At 72.1% G+C, this 25,693-nt stretch carries 26 protein-coding genes and 2 pseudogenes; 15 read left to right on the top strand and 13 right to left on the bottom strand.

Going from position 1 to position 25,693, the window contains the following annotated elements:
• Nucleotides 1–133 precede the first annotated feature (133 nt).
• Both QCD68_RS12210 and QCD68_RS12205 read left to right on the top strand, forming a co-directional pair.
• Nucleotides 134–379: a hypothetical protein gene (locus QCD68_RS12210; protein ID WP_301223196.1), complete on the top strand. Its 246-nt coding sequence runs from the start codon at nt 134–136 to the stop codon at nt 377–379.
• Nucleotides 376–999 (top strand): TetR/AcrR family transcriptional regulator, encoded by a 624-nt coding sequence (locus QCD68_RS12205; RefSeq protein WP_301223195.1) that lies wholly within the window; start codon nt 376–378, stop codon nt 997–999. The genes QCD68_RS12210 and QCD68_RS12205 overlap by 4 nt, the downstream gene beginning before the upstream one ends.
• A gap of 21 nt (nt 1,000–1,020) precedes the next feature.
• Here QCD68_RS12205 and QCD68_RS12200 read toward each other — a convergent pair whose 3' ends face one another.
• Complete coding sequence (locus tag QCD68_RS12200; RefSeq protein WP_301223194.1) at nt 1,021–1,557, bottom strand: gluconokinase; 537 nt, start codon at nt 1,555–1,557, stop codon at nt 1,021–1,023.
• Entirely contained in the window at nt 1,554–3,062 is a 1,509-nt protein-coding gene (locus QCD68_RS12195; RefSeq protein WP_301223193.1) for a GntP family permease, read from the bottom strand. Before QCD68_RS12195 ends, QCD68_RS12200 begins: the two co-directional genes overlap by 4 nt.
• A 218-nt stretch (nt 3,063–3,280) precedes the next feature.
• On the opposite strand from QCD68_RS12195, the gene QCD68_RS12190 reads away from it, so the two are divergent.
• Nucleotides 3,281–3,979 carry a FadR/GntR family transcriptional regulator gene (locus QCD68_RS12190; RefSeq protein WP_301223192.1) on the top strand — a complete coding sequence of 233 codons (699 nt, stop codon included), beginning with the start codon at nt 3,281–3,283 and terminating at the stop codon, nt 3,977–3,979.
• A gap of 20 nt (nt 3,980–3,999) precedes the next feature.
• On the opposite strand, the gene QCD68_RS12185 is transcribed toward QCD68_RS12190, so the two are convergent.
• From QCD68_RS12185 to QCD68_RS12165, 5 genes are all read right to left on the bottom strand, one after another.
• Nucleotides 4,000–4,608 (bottom strand): GNAT family N-acetyltransferase, encoded by a 609-nt coding sequence (locus tag QCD68_RS12185; protein WP_301223191.1) that lies wholly within the window; start codon nt 4,606–4,608, stop codon nt 4,000–4,002.
• Nucleotides 4,609–4,631: 23 nt separating this feature from the next.
• Nucleotides 4,632–5,318, bottom strand: coding sequence for a uracil-DNA glycosylase (locus tag QCD68_RS12180; RefSeq protein WP_290157724.1), 687 nt, complete (start codon nt 5,316–5,318; stop codon nt 4,632–4,634).
• Nucleotides 5,319–5,320: 2 nt separating this feature from the next.
• Nucleotides 5,321–6,040, bottom strand: coding sequence for a Type 1 glutamine amidotransferase-like domain-containing protein (locus QCD68_RS12175; protein WP_301223190.1), 720 nt, complete (start codon nt 6,038–6,040; stop codon nt 5,321–5,323).
• Entirely contained in the window at nt 6,037–6,567 is a 531-nt protein-coding gene (locus tag QCD68_RS12170) for a phosphoribosyltransferase (protein WP_301223189.1), read from the bottom strand. Before QCD68_RS12170 ends, QCD68_RS12175 begins: the two co-directional genes overlap by 4 nt.
• Before the next feature lie 114 nt (nt 6,568–6,681).
• Nucleotides 6,682–7,458, bottom strand: a complete 777-nt coding sequence (locus QCD68_RS12165; protein ID WP_301223188.1) for an SDR family oxidoreductase — start codon at nt 7,456–7,458, stop codon at nt 6,682–6,684.
• Between the two features lie 86 nt (nt 7,459–7,544).
• Here QCD68_RS12165 and QCD68_RS12160 point away from each other — a divergent pair, with 86 nt between their 5' ends.
• Nucleotides 7,545–8,636 carry an acyltransferase family protein gene (locus tag QCD68_RS12160; protein ID WP_111073664.1) on the top strand — a complete coding sequence of 364 codons (1,092 nt, stop codon included), beginning with the start codon at nt 7,545–7,547 and terminating at the stop codon, nt 8,634–8,636.
• A 15-nt stretch (nt 8,637–8,651) separates the two neighbouring features.
• Here the strand turns inward: QCD68_RS12160 and QCD68_RS12155 are convergent.
• Both QCD68_RS12155 and QCD68_RS12150 read right to left on the bottom strand, forming a co-directional pair.
• Nucleotides 8,652–8,795: pseudogene (locus QCD68_RS12155) on the bottom strand (DivIVA domain-containing protein); the annotation flags it as partial.
• Nucleotides 8,796–8,858: 63 nt separating this feature from the next.
• Nucleotides 8,859–8,942, bottom strand: a pseudogene (locus QCD68_RS12150) (DivIVA domain-containing protein); the annotation flags it as partial.
• A gap of 206 nt (nt 8,943–9,148) precedes the next feature.
• On the opposite strand from QCD68_RS12150, the gene QCD68_RS12145 reads away from it, so the two are divergent.
• The 5 genes from QCD68_RS12145 (at nt 9,149) to QCD68_RS12125 (ending at nt 15,318) form a co-directional block, all read left to right on the top strand.
• On the top strand, nt 9,149–10,477 hold the full coding sequence (locus tag QCD68_RS12145) for a bifunctional o-acetylhomoserine/o-acetylserine sulfhydrylase (protein WP_301223187.1): 1,329 nt from the start codon (nt 9,149–9,151) through the stop codon (nt 10,475–10,477).
• 172 nt (nt 10,478–10,649) lie between these two features.
• Nucleotides 10,650–11,849: a homoserine O-acetyltransferase MetX gene (gene metX / locus QCD68_RS12140; protein WP_301223186.1), complete on the top strand. Its 1,200-nt coding sequence runs from the start codon at nt 10,650–10,652 to the stop codon at nt 11,847–11,849.
• 183 nt (nt 11,850–12,032) lie between these two features.
• Complete coding sequence (locus QCD68_RS12135; protein ID WP_301223185.1) at nt 12,033–13,190, top strand: ATP-binding protein; 1,158 nt, start codon at nt 12,033–12,035, stop codon at nt 13,188–13,190.
• Complete coding sequence (locus QCD68_RS12130) at nt 13,187–14,503, top strand: hypothetical protein (protein ID WP_111073669.1); 1,317 nt, start codon at nt 13,187–13,189, stop codon at nt 14,501–14,503. Before QCD68_RS12135 ends, QCD68_RS12130 begins: the two co-directional genes overlap by 4 nt.
• A gap of 143 nt (nt 14,504–14,646) precedes the next feature.
• Entirely contained in the window at nt 14,647–15,318 is a 672-nt protein-coding gene (locus tag QCD68_RS12125) for a response regulator transcription factor (protein WP_110902095.1), read from the top strand.
• Between the two features lie 603 nt (nt 15,319–15,921).
• Here QCD68_RS12125 and QCD68_RS12120 read toward each other — a convergent pair.
• Nucleotides 15,922–17,190, bottom strand: a complete 1,269-nt coding sequence (locus tag QCD68_RS12120; protein ID WP_301223184.1) for an MFS transporter — start codon at nt 17,188–17,190, stop codon at nt 15,922–15,924.
• Between the two features lie 765 nt (nt 17,191–17,955).
• Here QCD68_RS12120 and QCD68_RS12115 point away from each other — a divergent pair.
• Both QCD68_RS12115 and QCD68_RS12110 read left to right on the top strand, forming a co-directional pair.
• Complete coding sequence (locus QCD68_RS12115; protein ID WP_301223183.1) at nt 17,956–18,387, top strand: hypothetical protein; 432 nt, start codon at nt 17,956–17,958, stop codon at nt 18,385–18,387.
• Between the two features lie 28 nt (nt 18,388–18,415).
• Nucleotides 18,416–18,982, top strand: coding sequence for a hypothetical protein (locus tag QCD68_RS12110; RefSeq protein WP_301223182.1), 567 nt, complete (start codon nt 18,416–18,418; stop codon nt 18,980–18,982).
• An 11-nt stretch (nt 18,983–18,993) separates the two neighbouring features.
• Here QCD68_RS12110 and QCD68_RS12105 read toward each other — a convergent pair whose 3' ends face one another.
• Nucleotides 18,994–19,302: a thiamine-binding protein gene (locus tag QCD68_RS12105; protein ID WP_111075542.1), complete on the bottom strand. Its 309-nt coding sequence runs from the start codon at nt 19,300–19,302 to the stop codon at nt 18,994–18,996.
• Between the two features lie 72 nt (nt 19,303–19,374).
• Entirely contained in the window at nt 19,375–20,640 is a 1,266-nt protein-coding gene (locus tag QCD68_RS12100; protein ID WP_301223181.1) for a glycosyltransferase family 87 protein, read from the bottom strand.
• Between the two features lie 67 nt (nt 20,641–20,707).
• Between QCD68_RS12100 and QCD68_RS12095 the strand changes: the two genes are divergently transcribed.
• Nucleotides 20,708–21,448 (top strand): YceI family protein, encoded by a 741-nt coding sequence (locus tag QCD68_RS12095; protein ID WP_301223180.1) that lies wholly within the window; start codon nt 20,708–20,710, stop codon nt 21,446–21,448.
• 111 nt (nt 21,449–21,559) lie between these two features.
• On the opposite strand, the gene QCD68_RS12090 is transcribed toward QCD68_RS12095, so the two are convergent.
• A complete protein-coding gene (locus QCD68_RS12090) occupies nt 21,560–22,408 on the bottom strand; it encodes an ADP-dependent NAD(P)H-hydrate dehydratase (protein ID WP_301223179.1) in 849 nt (282 codons plus the stop codon).
• A gap of 24 nt (nt 22,409–22,432) precedes the next feature.
• Here QCD68_RS12090 and QCD68_RS12085 point away from each other — a divergent pair, with 24 nt between their 5' ends.
• The 3 genes from QCD68_RS12085 to QCD68_RS12075 all read left to right on the top strand — a co-directional run bounded on the left by QCD68_RS12085 (nt 22,433) and on the right by QCD68_RS12075 (nt 25,646).
• Nucleotides 22,433–23,053, top strand: a complete 621-nt coding sequence (locus QCD68_RS12085; protein WP_301223178.1) for an HAD family hydrolase — start codon at nt 22,433–22,435, stop codon at nt 23,051–23,053.
• A 191-nt stretch (nt 23,054–23,244) separates the two neighbouring features.
• Nucleotides 23,245–24,609 (top strand): hemolysin family protein, encoded by a 1,365-nt coding sequence (locus tag QCD68_RS12080; protein WP_111075621.1) that lies wholly within the window; start codon nt 23,245–23,247, stop codon nt 24,607–24,609.
• Entirely contained in the window at nt 24,606–25,646 is a 1,041-nt protein-coding gene (locus QCD68_RS12075) for a hemolysin family protein (protein WP_111075547.1), read from the top strand. The genes QCD68_RS12080 and QCD68_RS12075 overlap by 4 nt, the downstream gene beginning before the upstream one ends.
• Nucleotides 25,647–25,693 lie beyond the last annotated feature (47 nt).

Raw genomic sequence — 25,693 nt, 5'->3', positions numbered from 1 at the left:
GGGGGGGGGGGGGGGGGGGGGGGGGGGGGGGGGGGGGGGGGGCCCCCCCCGCGGCCCCCCCGGGGGGGGGGGGGGGGGGGGGGGCGGCCGCCCCCCCCCCCCCCCCCCCCCCCACGACCGCGGGACTCGATGGGTGGGCGCGCTGAGCATCGTGCTCGGGGCGGTCGGCCTGTTCGGCCTGGTGATGCTCGTGGTCGATCCGGCCTGGACCACCGTCGACCTGCTGCCCGACGGCATCTGGGAACGGGTCGCGGTGTACGCGATCCTCGCCTGGGAGCTCCTCGCCGGGGTCGCCGTGATCCGCGCCGCCGGCTTGCGCAGAGCAGCCCACCTGCACGCCGACACGAACGGTCGACGCGCTGAACGGTCCGCAGCATGACCGGCGGCGACCGGACCCCCGCGGCCGGAGCGGTCCCCACGTCGCGGATCCGCCCGACCGCCGCTGAGATCGACGAGGCGGTCCTGGACATCACCGCCGGGCTGCTCGCCCGCCGCGGGGTCCGTGACACGTCGGTGCAGGCGGTCGCGGACGCCACCGGGTACTCGAAGACCGGTCTGCTCGGCCGGTTCCCGACCAAGGAGCAACTCGTCGCCGCCGCACTCGACCAGTGCGTCCGGCTCACCCGGGACGTGCACGACGGGCTCGACGACGTCGCCGATCCCCGCGACCGGGACGCCGCAGCGGTGGCCGGCCTGGTCGACCTCGCACTGCGTCGCCGCGGATGGGCCGAACTCGTGCTGGCATCGGTGCCGCCGGTCGCCGACGCGACCCTCGAACCGGCACTCGGGGACGTCTTCGCCCTGGTGTCGGACCTGTTCCGGATCGACGCCGACACCGACCTGCCGCGTCGAGCCCGCGTCACCGGGATGCTCGGGGCACTCGTGGTCCTCGCGCTGACCCACGAGCGGGAGACGACCGCCGAGGTCGCCCGCCCGCTCGTCGTCGCGGTGTGCTGGTCGACGCTCGGGCACGAGGGGGCCGTTCCCTCGGTTCCGTGACCCACCGGCGGCGTCAGGCGCTCAGTCCCGCGGCAACCCCAGCAGCGTCAGGACCTCGGCGGACTCCTCCGCCGGGGTCCGGTCGGCGGCGACGGTGACGTGCGCCTCGTCCGGCTGCGGCGGCTCGAGCGTCGCCAGCTGCGACTGCAGCAGCGAGGTCGGCATGAAGTGCCCGGACCGCGCCGACATCCGCTCCTCGAGCAGCGCGCGGTCACCGGCGACGTGCACGAACACCACGCCGGAGGCCCGCAGCACGTCCCGGTAGGACCGCTTCAGTGCCGAGCAGGTCACGACCCCGTTCGTCCCGGCCTGCAGGTGGCCACGGATCCACCCCGCGACGACGTCGAGCCACGGCCAGCGGTCCTCGTCGGTCAGGGGTGTGCCGGCGTGCATCTTGGCGACGTTCGCCTCGGGGTGCATGGCGTCCCCCTCGGCGAACGCCCACCCGAGCTGGTCGGCGACCATCGCCGCGACGGTGGACTTCCCGGACCCGGACACCCCCATCACCACGAGGACACGGGCGTCGACCGGTTCGGTGCCGGCGTGTGCAGCGCTCATCGGATGAAGATCCCGGCGACCAGGACGCCGACCAGCCCGATGACCGAGATCAGGCACTCGAGCACCGTCCACGACTTGAACGTCTGCCCCACCGTGGTGTTGAGGTACCCCTTCACCAGCCAGAACCCGGCGTCGTTGACGTGCGACAGGAAGACCGACCCGGCGCCGATCGCGAGGACGAGCAGCGACGTCATCGGCGACGACAGGTCGTGCGCGATCGGGGCCATGATGCCCGCCGCCGTGACGGTCGCGACGGTGGCCGACCCGGTGGCGACGCGGACGAGCGCGGCGACCACCCAGGCGACGAGGAGCACCGAGATGCCGGAGTCCTTCACCGCGTCCGCGATCACACCACCGATGCCCGTGTCGATGAGCACCTGCTTGAACCCACCACCGGCACCGACGATGAGCAGCACCCCGGCGACCGGCGGCAGTGCGCTCTCGAGCGACTTCGCGACCGCGGACCGGTCCATGCCGCCGCCGATCGCGAAGAACACCATCGCGTAGACGGTGGCGATGCCGATCGCGATCATCGGCGTCCCGAGGAAGTCGAGCACGCCGACCAAGGCACCACCCGCGTCGGGAGCGGTGGCTTCGCGCACCGCCTGCGCGAGCATGAGCACGACGGGCAGCAGGATGCCGACCAGCGCGACGGCGAACGACGGGCTGCGTGGCTCGCTGATCACCCGGGTGAAGTCGCTCTTGCCGTTGGGCAGGGAGGCGGTGTCCTGCGTTGCGGGGCCGCGGCGGGCCTCCCTGCCAGGGTGCGCGGGGTCCTCGCCACGGGAGCCGAAGATGTCCGGCACCGGGATGTCGACCCAGCGCGCCGCGAAGCGGGCGAAGACCGGGCCGGCCAGGACGATGACGGGGATCGCGAGCACGATGCCGAACGCGAGCGTGGTGCCGAGATCCGCACCGACCGTGGAGACCGCGACCAGCGGGCCGGGGTGCGGCGGGACGAACGCGTGCATGGTCGACAGGCCGGCGAGGGCAGGGATCGCGATCTTCATGATCGGGACGTCACTGCGCTTGGCGACCAGGACGATGATCGGGATGAGCAGGACCAGGCCCACCTCGAAGAACATCGGCAGGCCGATCAGCGCGCCGATGAGGGCCATCGTCCAGGGCAGCGCTGCGGCCGAGGACCGGCGCACCAGCGTGTCGACGACCCGGTCGGCGGCACCGGAGTCGACCAGCAGCTTGCCGAACATCGAGCCGAGGCCGACCAGGATGCCGACGCTCGTCATGGTGGCGCCGAAGCCGTCGCCGAAGCTCGTGACCGCCTTCTCCGGGGCGAGACCGGCGCCGAGGCCGACCCCGAGGGCACCGATCGTCAGCGCGACGAAGGGGTGCACCTTGAGCCAGGTGATGAGGGCGATGATCACCACGATGCCGACGAGGGCGGCGATGACGAGCTGGGGGATCGTCCCGGACGGGTCGACCGTCTCGGTCCCTGCGGCGAGCACGCGACTCGTGCTCGCGGCGGTGGTCGGGAGGTGAGGCATCTGCGCCCCTTCCTGGCACAGCTCCTGCGCTGCTGCCGTCCTGCTGCTGGTGTCGGTCCGACCGGGGTGCTGATCCCACCCGCGATCACTCCTGCAATAATCTGATTAATCAGACTACATCGTCGTCGTCCGCGCGCCACCCGGACCTGGGCGCAGTCTGCCGCTGCAATGGACACCACGTCACACATCCGCGTGACCAGGACCGTCGAGGAGGAACGATGCCGACACCCGGCGGCCTGCACGCCCACGTGCTCGACACGCTCGGGCAGCGCATCGTCGACGGCACCCTCGCCCCCGGCACGGTGCTGCGGCCCGACGACGTCGTCGACGAGTTCGGCGTCTCGCGGTCGGTCGTCCGCGAGGCACTGCGCGTCCTGCAGTCGCTCGGCCTGGTCGAACCGCGGCAACGCGTCGGCACGCAGGTGCAGCCGTCGAACCGGTGGGAGCTCCTGGCGCCGTCGGTGATCCGGTGGCGCGGGGTGTCCGGCGCGTACTTCACCCAGCAGCGCGAGCTGCTCGAGCTCCGCCTGGGCATCGAGCCGGTCGCCGCCTGGCTGACCGCCGACCACGGTGGCGCGGCGGCCGACGCCGTGCTGGCCGCTGCCGAGGACATGGTCGCCGCCGCGGCCGCCGGCGACGGACGCGCCTACCTCGACGCCGACGTCCGCTTCCACCGCGCCCTGCTCACCGGGTCCGGCAACACCGTCTTCGCTCACTTCGCGGGCACCGTCGAGGCACTGCTCCGCACCCGCACGAGCGAGTCACGCGACACGATCACCGGGTGGACGGCCGAGGCAGCGGCCCGGCACGAGGCCGTCGGTCGGGCGGTCGTCGGCCGGGAGGCACGGGTCGCCTCCGACGCGGCCGCCGACCTGGTGCGCACCACGCGCGACGAGTTCGTCGCCGAGGCCGGCTGACCACAGGCCGACCGGTCTCGTCAGCGGCCGCCGAACAGCGGCTTACGGGTGCTCCGCAGACGCAGCCGCATGGTGACCGTGCCGAGCCACCGGTCGTACTTGTAGCCGACCCGCCCCATCCGCCCGACCTCCTCGAAGCCGAGTCGCTCGTGCAACCGGATCGACGCGTCCGCGGACCGGTCGGCGATCACCGCGATCACCTCGCGCACCCCGACGGTCCGGCAGGCGTCGAGCAGCGCCTCCATCAGCGCCCGTCCGAGCCCCTTGCCACCGGCCGCGGCACCGAGGTAGATCGAGTCCTCGACCACCCGGTTCGACCGGTCACGGATGTTCCACGGCTCGACGAGGGCGTACCCGAGCACCTGACCGGACGGGTTCTCCGCGACCAGGAATGGCAGCTTGCGGCGCTGGACCTCGTCGAACCGCTTCTTCCAGGCGGCGAAGGTGAACGCCGCCGCGTCGAAGGTCACCGACGAGTTCCGCACGTAGTGGGTGTGGATCTCGCGGACCTCGGGCAGGTCGGCGGCGGCGGCGGGACGGATCGCGTAGGCGAACCCCGACTCGACCGGCGCCGGGGCACGCAGGTGCCGCGGCAGGACCCGCCGCTGCTGGTATTCCTCCTCGAGCACGACCCGAGCCTACGGGAGGCCCGTCACACGTCGGTCGGCAGTGTCCAGTCGACGGGGTCCGCGCCCTGGGCGACGAGCAGGTCGTTGACGGCCGAGAACGGTCGACTGCCGAAGAACCCGCGCGAGGCGCTGAGCGGGCTCGGGTGCGCCGACGCCACGACCGGGGTGTCGCCGAGGAGCGGGCGGACCGACGCGGCCTGCGCGCCCCAGAGCACCGCGACGAGCGGACGGTCGCGGGCGACGAGCGCCTCGACGGCCCGCTCGGTGACGGCTTCCCAGCCCTTGCCGCGGTGGCTGGCGGGCTCGCCGACGCCGACGGTGAGGACCCGGTTGAGCAGCAGCACGCCCTGCTCCGACCAGGCACGCAGGTCGCCGTGCGGGGGGACGGTGACGCCGAGGTCGTCGTGGAGTTCGCGGTAGACGTTCTGCAGGCTGCGCGGCACCGGGCGGACGTGCGGGTCGACGGCGAAGGACAGCCCGATCGGGTGCCCGGGCGTCGGGTAGGGGTCCTGTCCGACGACGAGCACCTTCACCCGGTCGAACGGGTCCTCGAAGGCGCGGAGCACCGCGGGACCGGCGGGCAGGTACGCCCGCCCGGCGTCGGTCTCGGCGCGGAGCCAGGCGCCGATGCGGTGGACGTCGTCCTCGACGGGCGCGAGGGCAGCCGCCCACCCCGGGTCGACCAGGTCGGCGAGGGGCTTCGGCTGCACGCTCAGGCGCCCATGGTGGCGACCGAGACGGACTCGTCGCCCGCCACCACCCGCCAGACGCTGCCGGTCCCCCGGACCTCGAGCGCGCCTTCGCCGACGACGAGGGTGGTGTCCTCGTCGATGGCCAGGCCCGCGGTGACGAACTCGGCCTCGGCCGCGGCGACGAGTCGGGCGAGGGTGCCGGCCTGGACCGCGTGGACGTCGATCGTCAGGTCGACGAGTCCCAGCCCCTCGCGGAGCTCGACCTCGTCGAGGCCCTCGGACGCGGACTCGGGGCAGACCTCCACGCCACCGATGCGGAAGCCGCCGACCAGGGCGCGGTCCGCGGCGATCATCGCGCCGGCGGAGTAGCCGAGGTACGGCAGCCCGTCGGCGACGAGCAGCCGGATCTGGTCGACCAACGGAGCGACGGCGTCCAGGTAGTCGGGGGTCCGGCCACCGTTCACGACCAGGGCGTCGACGTCGCTGAGGACCGTGGTGTCGAAGACCCCGCCCGCGGCGACCTCGGTGACCAGGACCTCGGCGGCACGGGACCCGCCGAGCACCTCGGCGATGTCGGCGGTCGAGGACGGCGAGGACCCGTCGGTGCCGGCGACGGAGAGCAGTGCGATACGTGGGACGGTCCGCCCGACGGCGGCGGAGCGTGCGGTGGCCTCGGCGGTGAAGGCCGCGGCGGCGTCCGCGGCGACGAAGGGACCGCCGCCGACCAGGTGGATGCTCACGACTCGGCCGTCACCGGGGCGAGGGCGCTCCACGGGAACGTGATCCAGCCGTCGACGCGACGCCAGACGTGGTCCGGCTCGAGGACGGTGCCGGGCTTCGAGTACAGGCACGCGCTGCGGACGTCGGCTCCGGCGGTGCGGATGATGTCGACCACCAGGGCCAGGGTGCGACCGGAGTCGGACACGTCGTCGACGACCAGGACCCGCTTGCCGGCGAGGCTCGGGGCGTCGAGGGCCGGCGCGAGCACGACGGGCTCCTCCAGGCGCTGCTCGACGTCGGTGTAGAACTCGACGTTGATCGAGCCGCACTCCTTGGTACCGAGGGCGTAGGCGACGGCACCGGCGATGATGAGCCCGCCGCGGGCGACGGCCACGACGACCTCGGGCTCGAAGCCGGCGGACAGGACGTCCTTCGCGAGCAACCGGGCGGCGTCGCCGAACTCGAGCCAGCCGAGCACCTCCGGTCCGCTCGTCACGGTCACGGTCGACGAGGCGGGAGAGTCCGCGGGTTCGCTGCTGATCGGCATCCGCCCACGGTACCGGCAGGGATGCTCCGCCCGCGACCCGCGATGCCCACCCGGGCGCTGCGCCGCCCGCGTGCCGCGCCCCCGGGCACCGCCGGGTCGGCGCGCTGTCGGTCGCTACGCCTTCGGGGTCAGCGGTCCGCGCGCGAGCTTGTGCTGCGCCGACTGCGCCACCGGTCGGACGGTCACCAGGTCCAGGTTGACGTGCGCGGGCAGTTCGACGGCGTGCACGATCGCCTCGGCCACGTCGTCGGCGACCAGCGGCGCCTCCACCCCGTCGTAGACCGCGGCGGCTGCGGCGCTGTCGCCGCCGAACCGCACGAGTGCGAACTCGTCGGTCTTCACCATGCCGGGGGCGATCTCGACGACGCGGATCGGTTCGCCGTTGAGCTCGAGCCGGAGCACCCCCACCAGGGCGTGCTCGGCGTGCTTCGCGGCGACGTAGCCGCCGCCGTTCTCGTAGGCGACGAAGCCCGCGGTGCTCGTGACGGTGACCACGTCGGCACCACCGACCTCGGCCGCGCGTCGGCGGAGCGCCGGCAGGAGGGCCGCCGTGACGCGCTTCGTGCCGAGCACGTTGACCTCGAACATCGCCCGCCAGTCGTCGACGTCGCCGTGCTCGACCGAGGCCGACCCGAACGCTCCCCCGGCGTTGTTGACGAGCACGTCGACACCGCCGAGTTCGTCGACCCGTGCGGCGAGCGCCGTCACGTCGGCGTCGTCCGTGACGTCGACGACCAGAGTGTCCGCGCCGGTCTCCGCGGCGAGCGCCTCGAGCCGGTCGGCGCGGCGGGCCACGGCGAGGACGTCCCAGCCGTGCTGGCGGAACAGGCGGACGGTGGCGGCGCCGATGCCCGAGCTGGCTCCGGTGACGACGGCTCGACGTGTGCTCATGGTGCTCCTCGTGGACGGGCGACGGTGGCGGCGCGGAGGCCACGCTACCGACACGGGGGTGGCCGCCGGACGGTAACGTGCGGAGGATGACGACGGACGCCGCCCCTCCCGCGCCCTCTGCCCCGGCCGGGGCACTCGATCCGGGTCGGCTGAAGCGGCGCATCCCGATGTGGGACACGGCCAGGTTCCTTGCGGTGACGCTGGTGGTGATCGGGCACGCGATCCAGCGGCAGACCACGGGCAGTGAGCACGCGTTGGCGCTGTACACGTTCATCTACGCGTTCCACATGCCGGCGTTCGGGGTGATCAGCGGGTACTTCTCGTCGGCGGACACCCCGACGGCGAAGCGGATGCGGCGGACGTTCACGGACATCGTGGTGCCGTACATCATCATGCAGACGATCTGGACCGTGGTGCAGGCGGTGGTGGAGGGCGGCAAGGAGTTCAACCCGACGAAGCCGACGTGGACGCTGTGGTTCCTGTTGGCGCTGGGGATCTTCCGGCTGATCCTGCCGTACCTGGTGCAGCTGCGGTGGCCGCTGGTCTGGGCGGTGGTGCTGAGCATCGGTGTGGGCTACTTCGACAACGTGGACTCGACGCTGTCCCTGGGCCGGGCGATCAGCCTGTTGCCGTTCTTCCTGCTCGGGTGGCAGGTGAAGCAGTGGGGACTGTTCGACCGCTGGTACGAGGCGTCCCGTCGCACGGTGGTGCGGGTGCGGGTCGCCGCGGGAGCGGTCTTCGCGGGGTGGGCGGTGTCGTGTGCGCTGTGGATCCCGCAGTTCAAGGAGTTCGACCTGCACCACTGGTTCTTCTACGACGACTCGTACTCGGGCCTCGGTGAGGACGCCTGGTGGGCCGGAGCGGTCCGGTTCGGCCTGATGCTGCTGGCGACGCTGCTGACGGCGTCGTTCCTGGTGCTGGTCCCCCGACGGAACGTCTGGCTGACGCAGTTCGGTGCGGCGACGATGTACGTGTACCTGCTGCACACGTTCCTGCTCTACCCGATCCGCGAGTCCGGCGTGCTGGCGGGTGAGCACTCGGCGTGGCCGTTCGTGCTGCTGATGGTGCTGGTGGCGTGCGCGGTGAGCCTGTTCCTGGCGCAGCCGTTCGTGCGGCGCGGGATGCGGTGGTTGCTCGAGCCGAAGGTCGACTGGCTGTTCCGCCGCGATCCGGCCTAGTCGCGCCGGGTCCTAGTCGCGGCCGAGTCGGCGGAGTTCGTTGACGACGTCGTCGAGGAAGTCGTCGACCTGGTCCTGGTCGTAGCCTTCGCGCCACTTGGTCGCACGGAAGCGGGCACTCTTCACGTCTGCTGCGCGGAGGGGCTTGGCGGTCGCCAGGGGGCCGGTCGTCGGGACCGGGCTGCCCTCGACCACGGTCAGGGTCACCTGGATCCGTGCGAGCAGGTCGTCGACCTCCTGCTGGTCGTACCCGTTCCGGAACTTCGTCGGCATGAACCGCTTGTCCGCCACTTCCTGTGCGCGCATGTCGTCCCCCTCGGTCGGCGTCGGTGCCCCTCGATCCTGGCACGGGTCGGTCGTCGTCGCGTTACGTCTGACGACGCTCGCGCTGGTGCCCGCCCGGCCGTCTGCGTACCGTGACGGTCGACGCACAGGTGCGGCGGTCCTCCCGGCCGGCGCGCTGTCGATGCACGTGTCGACCCGACGAGCACGGTGACGGACAGGAGATCCTGATGACCAACGACGCAGCCGCCTGGCGGTTCGAGACCACGCAGGTGCACGCGGGTGCCGCACCGGACCCGACGACGGGTGCCCGGGCGACGCCGATCTACAAGACGACGTCCTACGTGTTCGAGAACTCGGACCACGCCCGTGACCTGTTCGCGCTGGCACAGCCGGGCAACATCTACTCGCGGATCATGAACCCGACGAACGACGTCGTCGAGCAGCGCATCGCGGCGCTGGAGGGCGGCACCGGGGCGTTGCTCGTGTCGAGCGGCCAGGCGGCCGAGACCTACGCGGTGCTCAACATCGCCGGGGCCGGCGACCACATCGTGTCGTCGTCGTCGATCTACGGCGGCACGTACAACCTGTTCAAGTACACGCTGGCGAAGCTCGGCATCGAGACGACGTTCGTCGAGGACCAGGACGACCCGGCGGAGTGGCGTCGCGCGGTCCGTCCGAACACGAAGCTGTTCTTCGCCGAGACCATCGGCAACCCGCGCATCAACGTGCTGGACATCGAGACCGTCGCCGGCATCGCACACGAGTCCGGGGTCCCCCTGGTCGTCGACAACACGATCGCGACGCCGTACCTGATCCGGCCGTTCGAGCACGGTGCGGACATCGTGGTGCACTCGGCGACGAAGTTCCTCGGCGGGCACGGCACGGTCATCGGCGGGCTCATCGTCGACGGCGGCACCTTCGCCTGGTCCGAGCACGCCGAGCGGTTCCCGGAGTTCAGCACCCCGGACCCCTCGTACCACGGGGCGGTGTTCTCGCAGGCCGTCGGGGACGGACTGGCGTACATCACGAAGGCCCGGGTCCAGCTGCTCCGTGACCTGGGTGCGTCGAACTCACCGGACACGGCGTTCGCGCTCCTGCAGGGCATCGAGACGCTGAGCCTGCGGATCGAACGGCACGTGTCGAACGCGCAGGAGATCGCGGAGTGGCTCGACCGGCACCCGGACGTGGCGACGGTGGCGTACGCGGGACTGCCGACGAGCCCGTGGTACCCGGCGGCGACGAAGTACGCGCCGCGTGGTGTCGGGGCGGTGCTGTCCTTCGAGCTCAAGGGCGGCGTCGACGCCGGCCGTGCCCTGGTCGACGAGCTGCAGCTGTTCTCGCACCTGGCGAACATCGGCGACGTCCGTTCGCTCGTGATCCACCCGGCGTCCACGACCCACTCGCAGCTGACGCCGGAGCAGCAGCTCACCACCGGGGTCACACCGGGGCTCGTGCGCCTCTCGGTCGGCATCGAGAACGTCGAGGACCTCAAGGCCGACCTGGAGGCCGGGCTCGCCGCGGCCCGCGCCGTCGCCCAGGCGGGCCAGCGCGCCTGACCCGCCACGCGCCTCCCGGCTGACGCACTCGCGGAACGCAACCCGGGCGGCTCCTCGCAGCGGTACTCCGTTGCGGCGAGTCGCCCGGGTTGCGTTCTGCGGGGGCGCCCCCTGCCGGAGGCGACGTAACACGGCGGCGGGAGGGCGCGCCTGCCGCGAGAATGGACGCACGATGGACTGGCAGACGACCCCCGAGGACTCCGTGCCGTCCACGATGGTGCCCGGCGCCGAACTCGGCACCCTCGGCAAGCCGCCCGTCACCGGCGCCTGGCGGCCCGGCGACCCGCCCGGCGCCCGGCGATTCGAGACCCTCGGCGAGCAGTTCGTCCGGGGCGGCCGCATCCCGTCCGTCCGGGTCGCCTACGAGACCTGGGGCACGCTCTCCCCCGCCGCGGACAACGCGGTGCTGGTGTTCCACGCCCTGACCGGTGACTCGCACGTCGCCGGCCCGCCAGGGCCCGGACACCGGACCGCCGGTTGGTGGGGCGACGTCGTCGGCCCCGGCCGCGCGATCGACACCGACCGGTGGTTCGTCGTCGCCCCGAACATGCTCGGCGGCTGCCAGGGCACGACCGGTCCGTCCTCGCTGTCGCCCGACGGGGTCGAGTGGGGCTCGCGGTTCCCGTTCGTCACGATCCGCGACCAGGTCGCCACGCAGCTCCGTCTGGCCGACCGGCTCGGCATCGACCGGTTCGCCGCGGTCGTCGGCGGGTCGATGGGCGGCATGCACGCCCTGGAGGCCGCGATCACCGCCCCGGAGCGCGTCGCCCGACTCGCGGTGCTGGCGAGCACCGCACAGACCACCGCCGACCAGATCGCCGCGAACTCCCTGCAGCGGGCCGCGATCCAGATGGACCCGGGCTACGCCGGCGGCGACCACCACGACGCCGAGCCCGGCGAGGGCCCGCACCGCGGCCTGGCACTCGCGCGACGGATGGCGATGATGACGTACCGCGCGTCGGACGAGCTCAACGGCCGGTTCGCCCGCTCGTGGCAGAGCGACGTGTCCCCGCTCGGTGACGACGGACGGTTCTCGGTCGAGAGCTACCTCGACTTCCACGGCAACAAGTTCACCCGGCGCTTCGACGCGGCCTCGTACGTGGCGCTCACCCAGGCGATGGACTCCCACGACGTCGGTGCCGGGCGTGGCGGAGTGGCTGCCGCGCTCGCCCGGGTCACCGCGCGGACCCTCGTCGTCGGGGTGTCCAGCGACCGGTTGTTCCCCGTCGAGGACCAGCACCGGATCGCCGCCGGGGTGCCCGACACGCTGGACGGCGACCACGCCGCGGTGATCACGAGCGAGTTCGGCCACGACGGCTTCCTCATCGAACACGAGGCCGTCGGGGCGCACCTGCGGCGTCTGCTCGACTGAGCGGGGGGGCAAGCCGGTCCCCGGAAGACGGGACAACCGCAGACCGATCCGTCGACCCCCGCGCGCCGAAGACCCCACGACGGGTGTCGCCCGTGGAATGATGCAGAGTGCACGGTCTCGACCAGTGCTCGGTTCCCCGAGAACCAACCAGCTCTCCCGAACCAGGAACAGCCAGGACCAACGATGGAACTCCTCGCACAGGAACGCGACCGCCTCCTCCGGTCGACGACCCGTGTCGTGGGCATCGTCTGCGCGCTCGTCAGCGTCGTGGGCGTGGCCACGTCCCTCGCCGTGCCCGTGCTGCCGCTCGTCGCCGGGTTCGCCTGCATCGCCGCCATGGTCGGCGCGCTCGTCGCGTTCGGCACCAACGGGTCCACCTGGTGGACGGCCGTCACCGTCGCCGGTGGACTCGGTGCCGTCACCGTCCTCACCGCAGCCGTCGCCCCCGACGACCGCGGCGTCATCGCCAGCGCCCTCGTCCCGCTCGCCGGCGGCGGGCTCGCCTCGCTCCTCATGGCGCAGCGCGGCCACCGCGTCGGACTCGGCCTGGCCGCCGGCGCCGGGGTCGTCTCGCTCGTGCTGATGAGCTGGGCCAGCGGCACCGTGCTCTCGGCCCCGGTCAGCGGCGTCCTGCTCGGCTGGGTCCTCATCGCGGTCATCGCCGTCTGGATCAGCCGGAGCATCCCCCGCGTCGCCCGCCGCATCTACAGCATCGGCACCGCCCACCGCGCCGAACGCCAGGCCAGCGAGACCGAGGCGCAGCGCCGCCAGGGTGCCCGGCTGCTGCACGACACGGTGCTCGCCACCCTCACCCTGCTGGCCCACTCCGGCGTCGGCGTCTCCGAGCACGCGATGCGCGAGCAGGCCGCCGAGGACGCCCGGCTGCTCCGCCACCTGCGCCTCGGTGCCACTCCGCAACCGCAGCAGTCCGGCGACTACTCGCTCACCCGCGCCGAGGAGTCGCCGCTCGGCCAGACGCTCGAGTCCGTCAAGCAGCGCTTCGGCCGGATGGGCCTCGAGGTCGCCTGGCACGGCACCGGGCAGGTGCTGCTGCCGAAGAACGTGCTCGACGCGTTCCTGCTGGCGCTCGGCGAGTGCCTGGAGAACGTCCGCCGCCACGCCGGCGTCCCGGAGGCGCACGTCACGATCGTCCATGACGAGGCGATGGTCCGTGCGATGGTCACCGACTCCGGCGTCGGCTTCGAACTCGACACCGTCAGCGCCGAACGGCTCGGCTTCAAGGAGAGCGTCGTGAACCGCCTCCGCGAGGTCGGGGGCGACGCCCGCCTGTTCTCCGCCCCCGGTGCCGGCACCACCGTCGTCCTGGAGGCACCCCGATGAGCGGCGTCCCGGAGGACACCATGAGCCGTGGCCTCCCCGGCGAGCAGACCGCACCGCGCACCCGCCGGGAGGCCCGCGAACGCTACCGGGGCACCGAACGTCGACAGGCGCGCGGCCTCCCCTCCACCTCGACCGGCGCACGCTCGCTCCGGCAGGCGGCCCAGCCCGGCGCCTCACTCGGAGCCGGTCACCTGGGACTCGGCGCCGCCGTGCTCACCGGACTGGAGGCGCTCGGCGGGATCGTCTTCTTCCTCGTGCACTGGGACGACTACACGAACCCCTGGATGACGGCCACCGCCTGGGCGCTGTTCGTGGTCGCCGCGAGCTGCGTCCTGGCCACCGTCCTCACCTACGGCGAACGCCTGACCGGTGTGGCGTTCGGGTTGATCTGCGTCGTCCTCGCCTGCATCGTCACGCTCGACTTCATCGGCATCTGGCCGGAGCACGACGTCGGCCACTTCGCCACCGCGTCGATGGCCGCCGGCTTCGCGCTCCTGCCGATCACGACCCTCCGGCCCGCCCGCGAGGTGATCGCCGCCATCGTCGCCCTGGGCCTGGCGTTCGTCGTCTACGCCGCGGTCTCCACCCCGCTGACGACCGAGACCCTGCCCGGCATCGTCACGATGCTCGCGGTCACCGTCGTCCCGCCGTCCGTGGCACTGTTCGTGGTGCACCGCTTCCGGCAGCTCGTGCAGCGCGAACTCGACCGGGTGCTCGTGCAGAGCAACGTCGGCGCCCCGCAGTTCGCCGTCGGGATGCTCGCCTCGGACGAACTCGCCCGCCTGGACCTGGCCGCCGAGAAGCTCCTCGACGCCGTCGCGAACGGCTCCGACCCGCTGCCGTTGTCCGACGCGTCCGCCTCGGTCGCCGCGTCCCTCGCCACCGAACTGCGCCTGCACCTCATCGAGGGCCGCCGCGAGACCTGGCTGTACCACGCGATCACGGAGTCCGACAACCTCGGCCGCTCCGTCGCCGTCACCGACCCGAGCGCCCTCGCCGGACACCTGACCCCCGCCCAGCGCGACGGTCTGCTCCAGGCGCTGTGGCAGATGGTCGGCGACGGCCGCACCCAGCAGCCCGGCGTGCCCGTCGTCTCGGTCACCCTCGGCCCGGTCGGCAGCGACGGCCACCCCGTCACCGACGACACCATGGACGTGCCCGTCGTCATCGAGTCGCGCGGGGTCCCCCGCCGTCGCCTCGGCCCGGCCGCATGGACCGCCCTGCAGCGCATCGGCCCGTACACCGACAGCGTCCGCGAGGGCGTCCTGCACGTCACGGCGCACTGCGTCGTCAACCGGCACCCGCAGATGTGACGCACCACGAGCCTCCCGTCAGCGACGCCCCGACGGACGCGAGTGCCGCTACCGGACAACATGGCCAGCCTCCCCGAACCGGACCGACGATCCTCCTAGGATCAGCAGGCCCGGGACGGACCCACCAGAAAGGACCCTCGCGCATGGCGACTCCAGCAGAACCGATCAGACTCGCGCTCGTCGACGACCACCGGATGCTGCTCAGCGCCCTGACCGAGTGGATCCGAAACGCCGCGGACGACATCGCGATGGTCACCGCGGTCACCACCTGGCCGGAGCTGCTCACCAGCCCGGCCTTCCCCGTCGACGTCGTGCTGCTCGACCTCGACCTCAAGGACTCGATCCCGGTGTCGCTGAAGATCTCGACGCTGAAGACCGCCGGCGTGAAGACCGTCGTGATGAGCACCTACTCCGAGCCGAACGTGGTCCGCGAGGCCCTGGGCGCCGGCGCGCTCGGCTACCTCGTCAAGAGCGAGGACGCGGCCATGATCGTCGAGGCGATCCGCGCGGCGCAGCGCGGCGAGCAGTACGTGTCCGCCGAACTCGACCTGGCCATCAACAGCGGGGACGTCGGCGGGGTGCCGAAGCTCAGCGCGCAGGAGCGCCGCGTGATGGCGCTGTACGGCGGTGGCGAGCCGGTGAAGAGCGTCGCCTACCAGCTCGGCATCTCCGAGGAGACCGCGAAGAGCTACCTCAAGCGCATCCGTGAGAAGTACCGGGTCGCCGGGTTCGACGTCGGCACGAAGGTGGCGCTGCGGAAGCGCGCGATCACCGACGGGATCATCGTCCAGGACGGTTCCCCGCACGGGTTGTAGGGGGCGGGCTGGCTGGCTGGCTGGCTGGCTGCCCGCCCGTCTCGAGGTCGCACAACACGCCGCTCAGGTCTGACCTGGGCGGCGTGTTCTGCGACCTGGGCGTGGCACCGACGGCACGTCGTGCGACCTCGGGGACGGTCCGTCGGTGCGGTCAGCCTGCGCCGAACACGCCGGCCGGCCGGGAGGCCCGGGGCCGCGTCCGGCAGGCGGGCGTCCTGCTCGTCCCGAGGTCGCAGAACCTGCCGGCTCCGTCCGACCCAGGCGGCATGTCGTGCGACCTCGACGACCCTCCGGCGACGTGTCGTGCGACCTCCGGCCGGCATCTGCGGCGCTCGGGCAGGGCGCGCCGACCAGTCGGGAGGCCCGGGGCTGCGTCCGCCGAGCGTGCGGGCGCATCCCGCCGACTCCTGTACGGGCGCGCTCCGCAGACTTCGAGGTCGCGGAGCCTGCCGGGTCCGGCACACCGAGGCGGCAGGTGCTGCGACCTGGCCGGCACACCGACGGCACGTCGTGCGACCTCGGGGACGGTCCGTCGGTGCGGTCAGCCTGCGCCGAGCACGCCGGCCAGCCGGGAGGCCCGGGGCCGCGTCCGGCAAGCGGGTGTCAGTGCGAGGACACCGACTCGCGGATCGGGCCGGTGCTGGCCCCTGCGGTCCGGACCGCCGCTGCGCGTCGGTTCGTGCGGTTCTCCACCGCGTAGCTGATCACCGCGACGACGACACCGAGCAGCGCCAGGCCGATGCCGAGCCAGCCTGGGGCGACGAACCCGAACCCGGCCGCGATGACCGCGCCGCCGAGCGCCGCGCCGAGCGAGTTGCCGAGGTTGAACGCCGAGTGGTTCAACGCCGCCGCGATCGTCCGGGCGTCACCGGCGACGTCCATCAGGCGGGACTGCACGGCCGGCGGGATCGCGGACGAGGTGGCACCGAGCAGGAACGCGCCGATGAACAGCCCGGCGACCCACTGCGCCGTGAGGACGGTCACGAGCAGTGCCCCGACCAGCGCGAAGAGCCCGACGAAGATGGTGGCCTTGACGCTGCGGTCGGCCAGGAACCCGCCGAGCAGTCCGCCGACGACCATGCCGAGCCCGACCACGACGAGCACCAGCGGCACCGCCGACTCCGACAGCCCGGTGACGTTCTGCACGAGCGGCGAGATGTACGAGTAGACGGCGAAGAACCCGCCGAAGCCGACTGCGCCCAGGCTCATCACGATCCAGACCTGTGGCACCCGGAAGGCGCGGAGCTCTCGTCCGATGGTCGCGTGCACGTCACGTCCGCTGCGGGGCACGAAGAACGAGACGGCGAAGAAGGTCAGGACGAACAGCGCGGCGACGACCCCGTAGGCGATCCGCCAGCTGGCGACCTGCCCGATCCAGGTGACGGCCGGCACACCGACGACGTTCGCGACGGACAGACCGAGGAGCACGAGGGCGATGCCCTTGCCGCGCTTGCCCGGCCCCATGATGTCGCCGGCGACGATGGAGGCGATGCCGAAGTAGGCACCGTGCGGCAGGCCGGCGACGAAGCGGGCGACGAGCACCAGGCCGAACGAGGGCAGCACCGCGCTGGCGACCGTGGCGACCGCGAACCCGACGAGCAGCACCATGAGCAGGCCCTTGCGCGGGAACTTCGCCGACATCGCGGCGATCGTCGGAGCACCGACGACGACACCGAGTGCGTAGGCGCTGACGAGCCAGCCGGCGTGGGCGACCCCGCCCTCGGGGTCAGCGGCGTACTGGCCGGGCAGCAGGGCCTCGGCGATGTTCGGCAGCAGTCCCATCGCGACGAACTCGGTGGTGCCGATGGCGAAGCCACCCAGCGCGAGGGCGAGGATGGCGAGCGTGCGGCGGGCCGGCGTGAGCTGGGACATGGAACCTGTTCTCGTGCCGGAGCACGGTGGGACGGGCGGGGTGGAAGCGGGCGGGGTGGAGGCGGGCGCGGTGTCGGCGAGCACGGGCAGGACGGGTGCCGGATCAGTGTAGACCGCTCCAACACGGCGGCGGAAGGGCCGGGCCGAATCGATTCGACCTGGCGCCGAGCGCATCGCTGACACAACGACGAACGCGGCCGTACCGACCGGGATTCCCGATCGGTACGGCCGCGTCCACGGGATGCGGGCCACCGGCCGCACGCCACTCAGGCTGCGCGCTGCTCCGACGTCCGCTGCGGGCGCCGAACCGACGTTCCGGACGTGGTCCGCGCCTCCGGCGGTTCGTCGCGGTGCACCCATCCGGTGCCGCACTCCGCGCAGCTGGCCCAGGCGTGCTGGCCGTCGTTGGAGACGTCGACCACGGCCGAGGGGAGGTCACAGTCCGGGCACCATCCGTCGTGCATCATGAGCGGGCTCCTTCCGTCGTGCGTGCCGGTGCTCGTGCGCCGGCTGATTAACCCAGCACACACCCGACCGCCGACATCCTCGGAACGTCGGCGGCGTGTCGGGCGGGTGCGCACCCGGCGCACGGCGGGCCGGTCCTCGTCCTTACAGATCGGTCCTCGGGCACGATGTCGTCACGGCTGCGTTAGGTTCAGGGGACACGCCGCTTTCCATGGGGGGGAACACAACGGTGACTGCACCAACTGACCTGTCGGCATCCGCATCGCCCGACCTCACGGACGACTTCGCCGCTGGAGTGCAATGGTGAACCGGCGTCGAGCGGCGTGGGTGGCGCTGTTCCCGTCACTCATCGGGTCCCTGACCGGCTGCACCGCACGATCGCAGCCCGCCCCGGAGGACTCCGTGGGCTCCTGGCAGATGCAGGCCGAGAACGGGTCATCGTCGGCGCGCTTCACCATCGCAGCGGACCACACGTACACCGCAGAAGACCTGCCGCGAGCACTCGCCTGTCGGCTCGAGATCGCCGCCGGAAGCCCTCCCGGCTGCCGAGACAGCAGCCCTTCGGTGAGTTTCTCCGGAACGTGGCGGCTGGCGGACGGGAACCCACGAGAACTCTGGCTGGAGTACGACGACTTCCTCGTGCGCAGGGCGATCCGCGACGGCGACGAACTCGGCTTCTCCGTGCGATCAGTGGAGGCGCCACGACCCGACTACGTGTTCCGCCGGACGTGAGGCTGGCGAGGACAGCCCAGCGTCGCGTGTGACCGAGGAGTTCACGTGGAAGGAAGGAGACAGTGGAATGGGGATCCGGATGCGACCGATGGCGATCGTCGCCTTCGCTGCGATCTCGGTGTTGCTCGCTGCCTGCACTTCGGGAACCGCTGATCAGAGGGACGGAGGAAGCGACCTCCGCGATCAGTACATCGGGACCTGGACGAGGAGCGCTGATGGCGGCTCGTCGTCGTTGGTCTTGTCTCCCAACGGGACGTTCGAGGCACGTGACTTCCCGGCCGTGCTCGTGTGCGGACAGTCGACTGGAGGACGAGAGATCGACGCGTGCCGTTCGAACCCCGACACAGTCTCTGCCGCCGGGACGTGGTCGATACCGGACGAAGAGCAGGGCACCGTGTGGCTCGACAGTGACGGCCTCAGTTTCAGCACGGCATACCGGAATCTCGACAGCTTCTTCGGCAAGTCCTTCTCCCTCGGCTTCTACACCGGGTCGATCGACAAGCCGAAGCCCGACTACCTCTTCGCCAAGACACAGCCGCTCGATGCGCCCCGCCCGGACGACGTCTTCACCCGCGATCCGTCGGGAAGTCGCTGACCGGTCGTCGTTCAGTCCCCGAGCGCCGCTTCGAGTCGCTCGAGCTTGCCGTCCAACTCCCCCGTGTGTCCCGGCCGGATGTCTGCCTTCAGCACGAGCGAGACCCGGGTACCGAACGGTGCGACGGCCTCGGTCGCGGCCTTGACCACGGCGAAGACCTCGTCCCACTCCCCCTCGAGCTCGGTGAACATCGACGAGGTGCGGTTCGGCAGGCCGGACTCGCGGACGACCCGCACGGCTGCGGCGACGGCGTCGTGGACGGAGCCGTCCTCGGTTGCGGCGGGGCCGCCGGACGGGGCGATGGAGAAGGCGACGATCATGCCTCCATCCTGCCCCGCTGCGCGCCTGCGCGCGACGGCGTCATCCCGCGACGGCCTCAGCGCGCAACGACCTCATCGTGCGATGGGGTCCGCGTGCGTCGGGTCGTCGGCCGGACGGGAGGCCCGTGGTGCGATCCCCTGCCGCCACATCCGGACGAGCACCACGACCGCCCACACCAGCACCGCGACCTCGAGGGCGTTCCGCACCGACAGGACGACGAGGATCCACGGCTGCACGGCGAGCACCTGGTCGTAGTAGCCCGGGTACACGAGCTGCGTGAGGAAGGCCATCGGCAGCATCGCGGCCGCGACGGGCAGGAACCGCCAGGCGCTCCCCCGTCCGGCGACGAGCCCCCAGACGACCGGCACGGCGAACCACCCGATGTACTGCGGCGACCCGACCTTGTTCGTGGCGATCAGGGCGGCGACGAACAGCAGCGCCAGCACCGGGGCGACCTGGGTGCGGCGGGCCCCGGTCCGGACGGCGAGCAGGGCGAGGACGACGCCGACGGCCACGACGGCCGCCATCAGCGGGGTGGACAGTGCGGAGGCGACGGTGGTGCCGGCACCGGAGACCTCGAAGGTCAGGATCTCGTGGTCGTAGAACACCGCCGCGCCGGGGACGTGAGCGGCGGCGGCCCAGAGGAACGGCGTGGCGAGGGGTGACTCGATCTGCAGCCCGCGGCCGGTCTGTTCGCCGATGAACGAGAGCAGGTGGGCGGCGCCGCCGAAGAGCACGTCGACCAGGACGACGAGCGCGGTGACGGTGAGGGCCCCGGCGACGACCTCGCCGCGTCGCCCGCGACGGAGGACGAACAGCACGCCGACCAGGGCGGCCGGCCAGACCTTGACCCAGGCGGCGACGGTGAACACGGCCGCGGCGATGCCCGGACGTGCGGCGACGAAGGCCACGCCGACCAGGGCGACCGCGGTGGCGACGGTGTCGATCCGGCCGAGCCCGATCGGACCGAGGGCCAGCAGGAACACCAGCCACCACCAGACGACCCGGACGCCGAACGCCCGGAAGCGCCAGAGCACCGCGGCCGCGACGGCGTTCAGCAGCACCATGAGCAGCAGCCACCCGGTGCCGATCGACGCGGTGCCACCGAGGGCCGCGGCCGCCATCGGGACGATCGCCAGGATCGGGTAGACCCAGGGCGAGTCGATGCCGACCCAGAAGTGCGACGACTGCCCGGACTCGATCCACCGCCGGTAGGTGATGGTGACGTCACCGATCGGCTGGTTCGGCACCACGAGCGTCAGGTACCAGAGCACCAGGTGCACCGCGACGAACGCCACCACGAAGACGACGATCTCGGGCCACGGGTTCCTGCGCACCGGACGAGCGTACCGACCGGCCGCCGATCCTCAGCCGATCCCGAGAGTGACGTGTCACCGTCTCCGGGTGACCTCCGCACCGAACCCGCCGGCCCCGCCGGACGCTCCGGCTCCCCGTCCTCGGCGTCGTCTCGTCATCGTGCTCGTCGTGCTCGTCGTGGTGGCGGTGGTCGCCGTGGTCGCCGTCGCGATCGGCACCCGCGCCTACACGTCGAGCGAGAACGCCAAGGCCTCGGCCACGCCGACGGTCGCCGCCAGCCGCGCCCCGTCGACGCTCGACGCGGCGGACCTGTCCGGCGCGTGGACGGTCGGCAGGGGTTCCGAGGCCGGCTACCGCGTGCACGAGGTCCTCAACGGCTCGGACGTCACCGTCACCGGCCGCACGTCGGAGGTCACCGGGTCGGCGACCGTCGACGGCACGACGATCAGCGCAGCGACCATCACGGTGCAGGTCGGGGACATCGCGACGGACTCCGCGCAGCGCGACTCGTACTTCCGTGACTCGGCGCTCGACACGCAGGCGTTCCCAACGGCGACGTTCACGCTCACCCAGCCGGTCTCCGACGCCGTCCCGACGGGCAGCGGCACGACGACCGTGAAGGCGACCGGGACCCTCGAACTGCACGGCGTCACGAAGCCGGTCACCGCGACGCTGCAGGTCGGGCTGAACGGGGACGGCGTCGATGTCTCCGGCACGGTCCCGATCACGTTCTCGGACTACTCGGTGCAGGCGCCGAACCTGGGCTTCGTCAAGGTCGACGACGCCGGGTCGGTCGAGTTCCTGGTGCACGCCACGCCGTCGTCCTGACCGGCGCCCGGGCGGGTCGCAGCGCGACCGCCTGACGGACGGGAGGCTCCCCGCCGGCCCGCCCCGCACCTCCCGTCCGACAGACCGACAGACCGACCGACACCCGCTCCGTCAGTCCGCCGCCGCGTCCCCCCGCACCGCGAGGTCCCGCACCACGCCGGGCAGCTGCTCGATGAGCGTCGTCATCGGGAACGGCCCGCCCCGCGAGGCCCGACGCGCCGCGACCCCGTGCACGACCGCCGCGGCCGCTGCCAGGTGGGCCAGTTCCTCCGGTCCGACCTCGGACGTTCCGGCGCGGGCGGCGACGAGTGCGCCGAGGACCCCACCGAGGACGTCCCCGGCACCCGCTGCCGCGAGCCAGGGCGTCGCGGAGGACGCGACCAGCCGCACTCCACCGTCGGGCGTGACGACGTGCGTGTCAGCGCCCTTGAGGAGCACGACGCTCCCGGTCTGTTCGGCGGCGCGGAGGGCGGAGCCGCGCGGGTCGCCCTCGACCTCGTCGCGGGACACGCCGAGCAGCGACGCCAGCTCGCCGGCGTGTGGCGTGAGCACCGCGAGCGGTCCGAGGTCGACGAGCGGGATCGCTCCCGCGTCGACCACGACCGGCACCCCGTCGTCGGACGCGTGCGTGAAGCCCGCGCGCGTCGTCTCGTCGAGCGCGTCGAGGGACTCCGCCGAGATCCCCGAGCCGACCAGCCACGCCTGGACACGGCCGACGCCGGCGACGATCTCCGGTCGACGGGCGAGCACGAAGTCCGTGGCGCGGTCGGGCCCGACGTAGCGGACCATGCCGAGCCCGGTGTGGACCGCGGCGTCGACGCCCATCACCGCAGCGCCCGGGTACTGCGCGGACCCGGTGGCGACGCCGAGGACCCCGCGTCGGTACTTCGAGGTGTCCCCGGTCGGGACGGTGATCCAGCGGGCGGCGTCGGCGGGTCGGACGGAGACGAAGTCGTTCATCGTGCCCACGGTACGGTGACGGGCATGAGCCTGTCCCTGCCTGGTCGTGTCGTCGTCTTCGACTACGGCGAGGTGATCAGCCGGACCCCGCACGCCGCCCGTGCCGCGCTGCTCGAGGCGACCGGGCTCGACGCCGACACGCTGTTCCCGGTGTACCAGGAGCTCCGGCACGACCTGGACCGTGGCGACCTGACAGTGCTCGCGTACTGGCGCGCGATCGCCGAGCGCACCGGGCAGTCCTGGTCGGTGACCGAGATCCACCGACTGTGGGCGCTCGACTTCACCGGCTGGTTCGAGGTCGACCCGGAGGTCCTGGCCCTGGTCGAGGAGCTCCACGACAACGGCACCCGCGTGGCGCTGCTCTCGAACGCGGGCTTCGACTTCGGCGACCCGTACCGCCGCTCCCCGATGGGCTCGCTGTTCGAGACGGTCGTGGTGAGCGCGGAGGAGCACGTCCTCAAGCCCGACGCGGCGATCTACCACGAGACCTGCGCGCGCCTCGGCATCGAGCCGGGCGCGATGGTGTTCGTCGACAACCGGGCCGAGAACGCGGCCGGTGCCGATGCGGTCGGTGCCGTCGGCGTGCACTTCACGTCGGCCGCGGCGCTGCGTCGGTCGCTCGAGGAGCTCGCAGCGACCGTCTGACGGCTGTCGGACCGCCGTCTGACGGGAGGCGCGGGTCGGCTCCTGACGTCCTCTCGCTTCCTCCGAGGGAGCGCCCGGTACGATCGAGGCATTGTGGACGACCCTCCTAGTGCTGACCATCACATGCCCGCCGCTCACACAGTGAGCTGCCCGACTCCGGGGTGCGCCTCGTGAGCCCCGTCGACATCGTCATGCTGATCGGCGGCATCCTGCTGACGCTCGGCACCGGCGTCTTCGTGGCCTCCGAGTTCGCGCTCGTCAACCTCGACCGCGCCGACGTCGAAGCCCGCCGTGACCGCGGCGAGACCGGCCTCGGCCCCGTCATCGGTGCGCTCAAGGTCACCTCGACGCACCTCTCCAGCGCCCAGCTCGGCATCACGCTGACGACGCTGCTCACCGGTTACCTGCTCGAACCGTCGATCGCCAAGCTGCTCGAAGCGCCGTTCCTCGCGATGAACCTGGCCGAGGGCGTCGTCGAGACCGTCGGCTCGATCGTGGCGCTCGTCATCGCCACGCTGCTGTCGATGATCCTCGGTGAACTCGTGCCGAAGAACTTCGCCCTCGCGCTGCCGCTGCAGACCGCCCGACTGGTCGTGCCGCTGCAGGTCGGCTTCACGACGGTGTTCAAGCCCGCCGTCGCCCTGCTCAACGGCACCGCGAACGCCATCCTCCGCGGGATCGGCATCGAGCCGCAGGAGGAGCTCTCCGGTGCCCGCAGTGCCGAGGAGCTCACCTCGTTGCTCCGCCGGTCGGCGTCCGAGGGCTCGCTCGAACAGGACACCGCGACGCTGCTCCAGCGCACGCTGTCCTTCTCCGAGCTCAACGCCAGCGACGTGATGACCCCCCGCCCGCGTCTGTCGACCATCCGCGTGTCCGACAGCGCCGAGGCGGTCATCGCCCTGGCCCGCAAGACCGGTTTCAGCCGCTTCCCCGTCATCGAGGAGGACGCGGACGACGTCGTCGGCCTCGTGCACGTCAAGCAGGCCGTCTCGGTGCCGCGCGAGAAGCGTCCCGAGGTGCCGGTCGGTGCCCTGATGACCGACGCCGAGCGCGTGCCGGAGACGATGCCCGGCGACACCCTGCTCACCGAGGTCCGCGGCCGTGGCTACCAGATGGTGATCGTCGTCGACGAGTACGGCGGCACCGCCGGTGTCGTGACGCTCGAGGACCTGGTCGAGGAGATCGTCGGCGAGGTGTCCGACGAGCACGACCGGGCACGCATCGACGTCGTCCGGAGCCGTGGGTGGCTGACCTTCCCGGGGCTGCTGCGCCCCGACGAGCTCGAGGACCGCGCGAGCGTCACCGTGCCCGAGGACGGTCCCTACGAGACCGTCGGCGGGTTCCTCATGCAGGAGCTCGGCCGCCTGCCCCAGGTCGGTGACGAGGTCGCGATCGACTCCGGCGTCTTCCGCATCGAACGACTGGACGGCCGTCGCATCGACCGGATCCGGTACACGCCGAACCCGGTCGGCGAGGACACCCTCGGCAGCAGTGCCGGCGCCGACCGGCGCACCGCCGCGCGCACCACCACGACGGACCAGGAGGCCACCCGATGAGTTCCGACTGGTGGGGCATCTTCTGGCTCTTCGTGCTGCTCGGCGGCAACGCCTTCTTCGTCGCGGCGGAGTTCGCGGTCATCTCGGCCCGCCGCTCGCAGATCGAACCGCGTGCCGAGCAGGGCTCCCGGGCCGCGCAGATGACCCTGTGGGCGATGGAGCACGCCACCCGGATGCTCGCGACCACGCAGCTCGGCATCACCGTCTGCTCGCTGCTGATCCTCAACGTCTCCGAGCCGGCGATCCACCACCTGCTCGAGGTCCCGCTGCACCTGACCGGTTGGAGCGCCGAGGTGATCGGCATCGTGGCGTTCGTCTTCACGCTGCTGCTCGTGTCGTTCCTGCACGTCGTGTTCGGCGAGATGGTGCCGAAGAACATCTCGTTCTCGATGCCGGACCGGGCGGCGCTGCTGCTCGTGCCGACGCTCTGGTACATCGGTCACGGCCTGCACTGGGTCGTCGTCGGGCTCAACGAGGTCGCGAACGGCGTGCTGCGCCTGTTCAAGGTCGAGCCGAAGGACGAGGCAGTGAGCGCCTACACCGTGGAAGAGGTGCAGACGATCGTGGAGCAGTCCCGACGCGAGGGCACCCTGGCCGACGACTCCGGCACGCTCCGGATGGCGTTCGAGTTCACCGAGAAGAAGGTCAAGGACGTCGCCGTGCCGATGTCCGGGCTCGTCACCCTGCACGAGGACGCGACGCCCGCCGACGTCGAGCGGGCCGTCGCCCAGCGCGGCTTCTCGCGCTACGTCCTGGTCGACGACGCGGGTGACCCGACCGGGTACGTGCACGTCAAGGACGTCATCGACCTGCGTCCGGACGAGTTCGACGACCCGGTGCCGCCGAAGCGCATCCGCCAGCTCATCTCGCTCTACACGGAGATGGACCTGGAGGACGCCCTCGCCACCATGCGCGGGGCGGGGCGCCATGTGGCGCGGGCCTTCGACGCGGACGGTCGGACGACGGGCGTGCTGTTCCTCGAGGACATCCTCGAGGAGCTCATCGGCACCGTCGAGGACTCGACCCGACGCCGGTAGACGCACACACAGACGGACGGGAGGCTCCCCACCAGCTGGTGGGGAGC

It is taken from the genome of Curtobacterium sp. PsM8 (assembly GCF_030433875.1).
Taxonomy (GTDB): domain Bacteria; phylum Actinomycetota; class Actinomycetes; order Actinomycetales; family Microbacteriaceae; genus Curtobacterium.
Note: the sequence above shows the minus strand (reverse complement) of the source record. Positions and strands in the feature narration are given on the sequence as shown.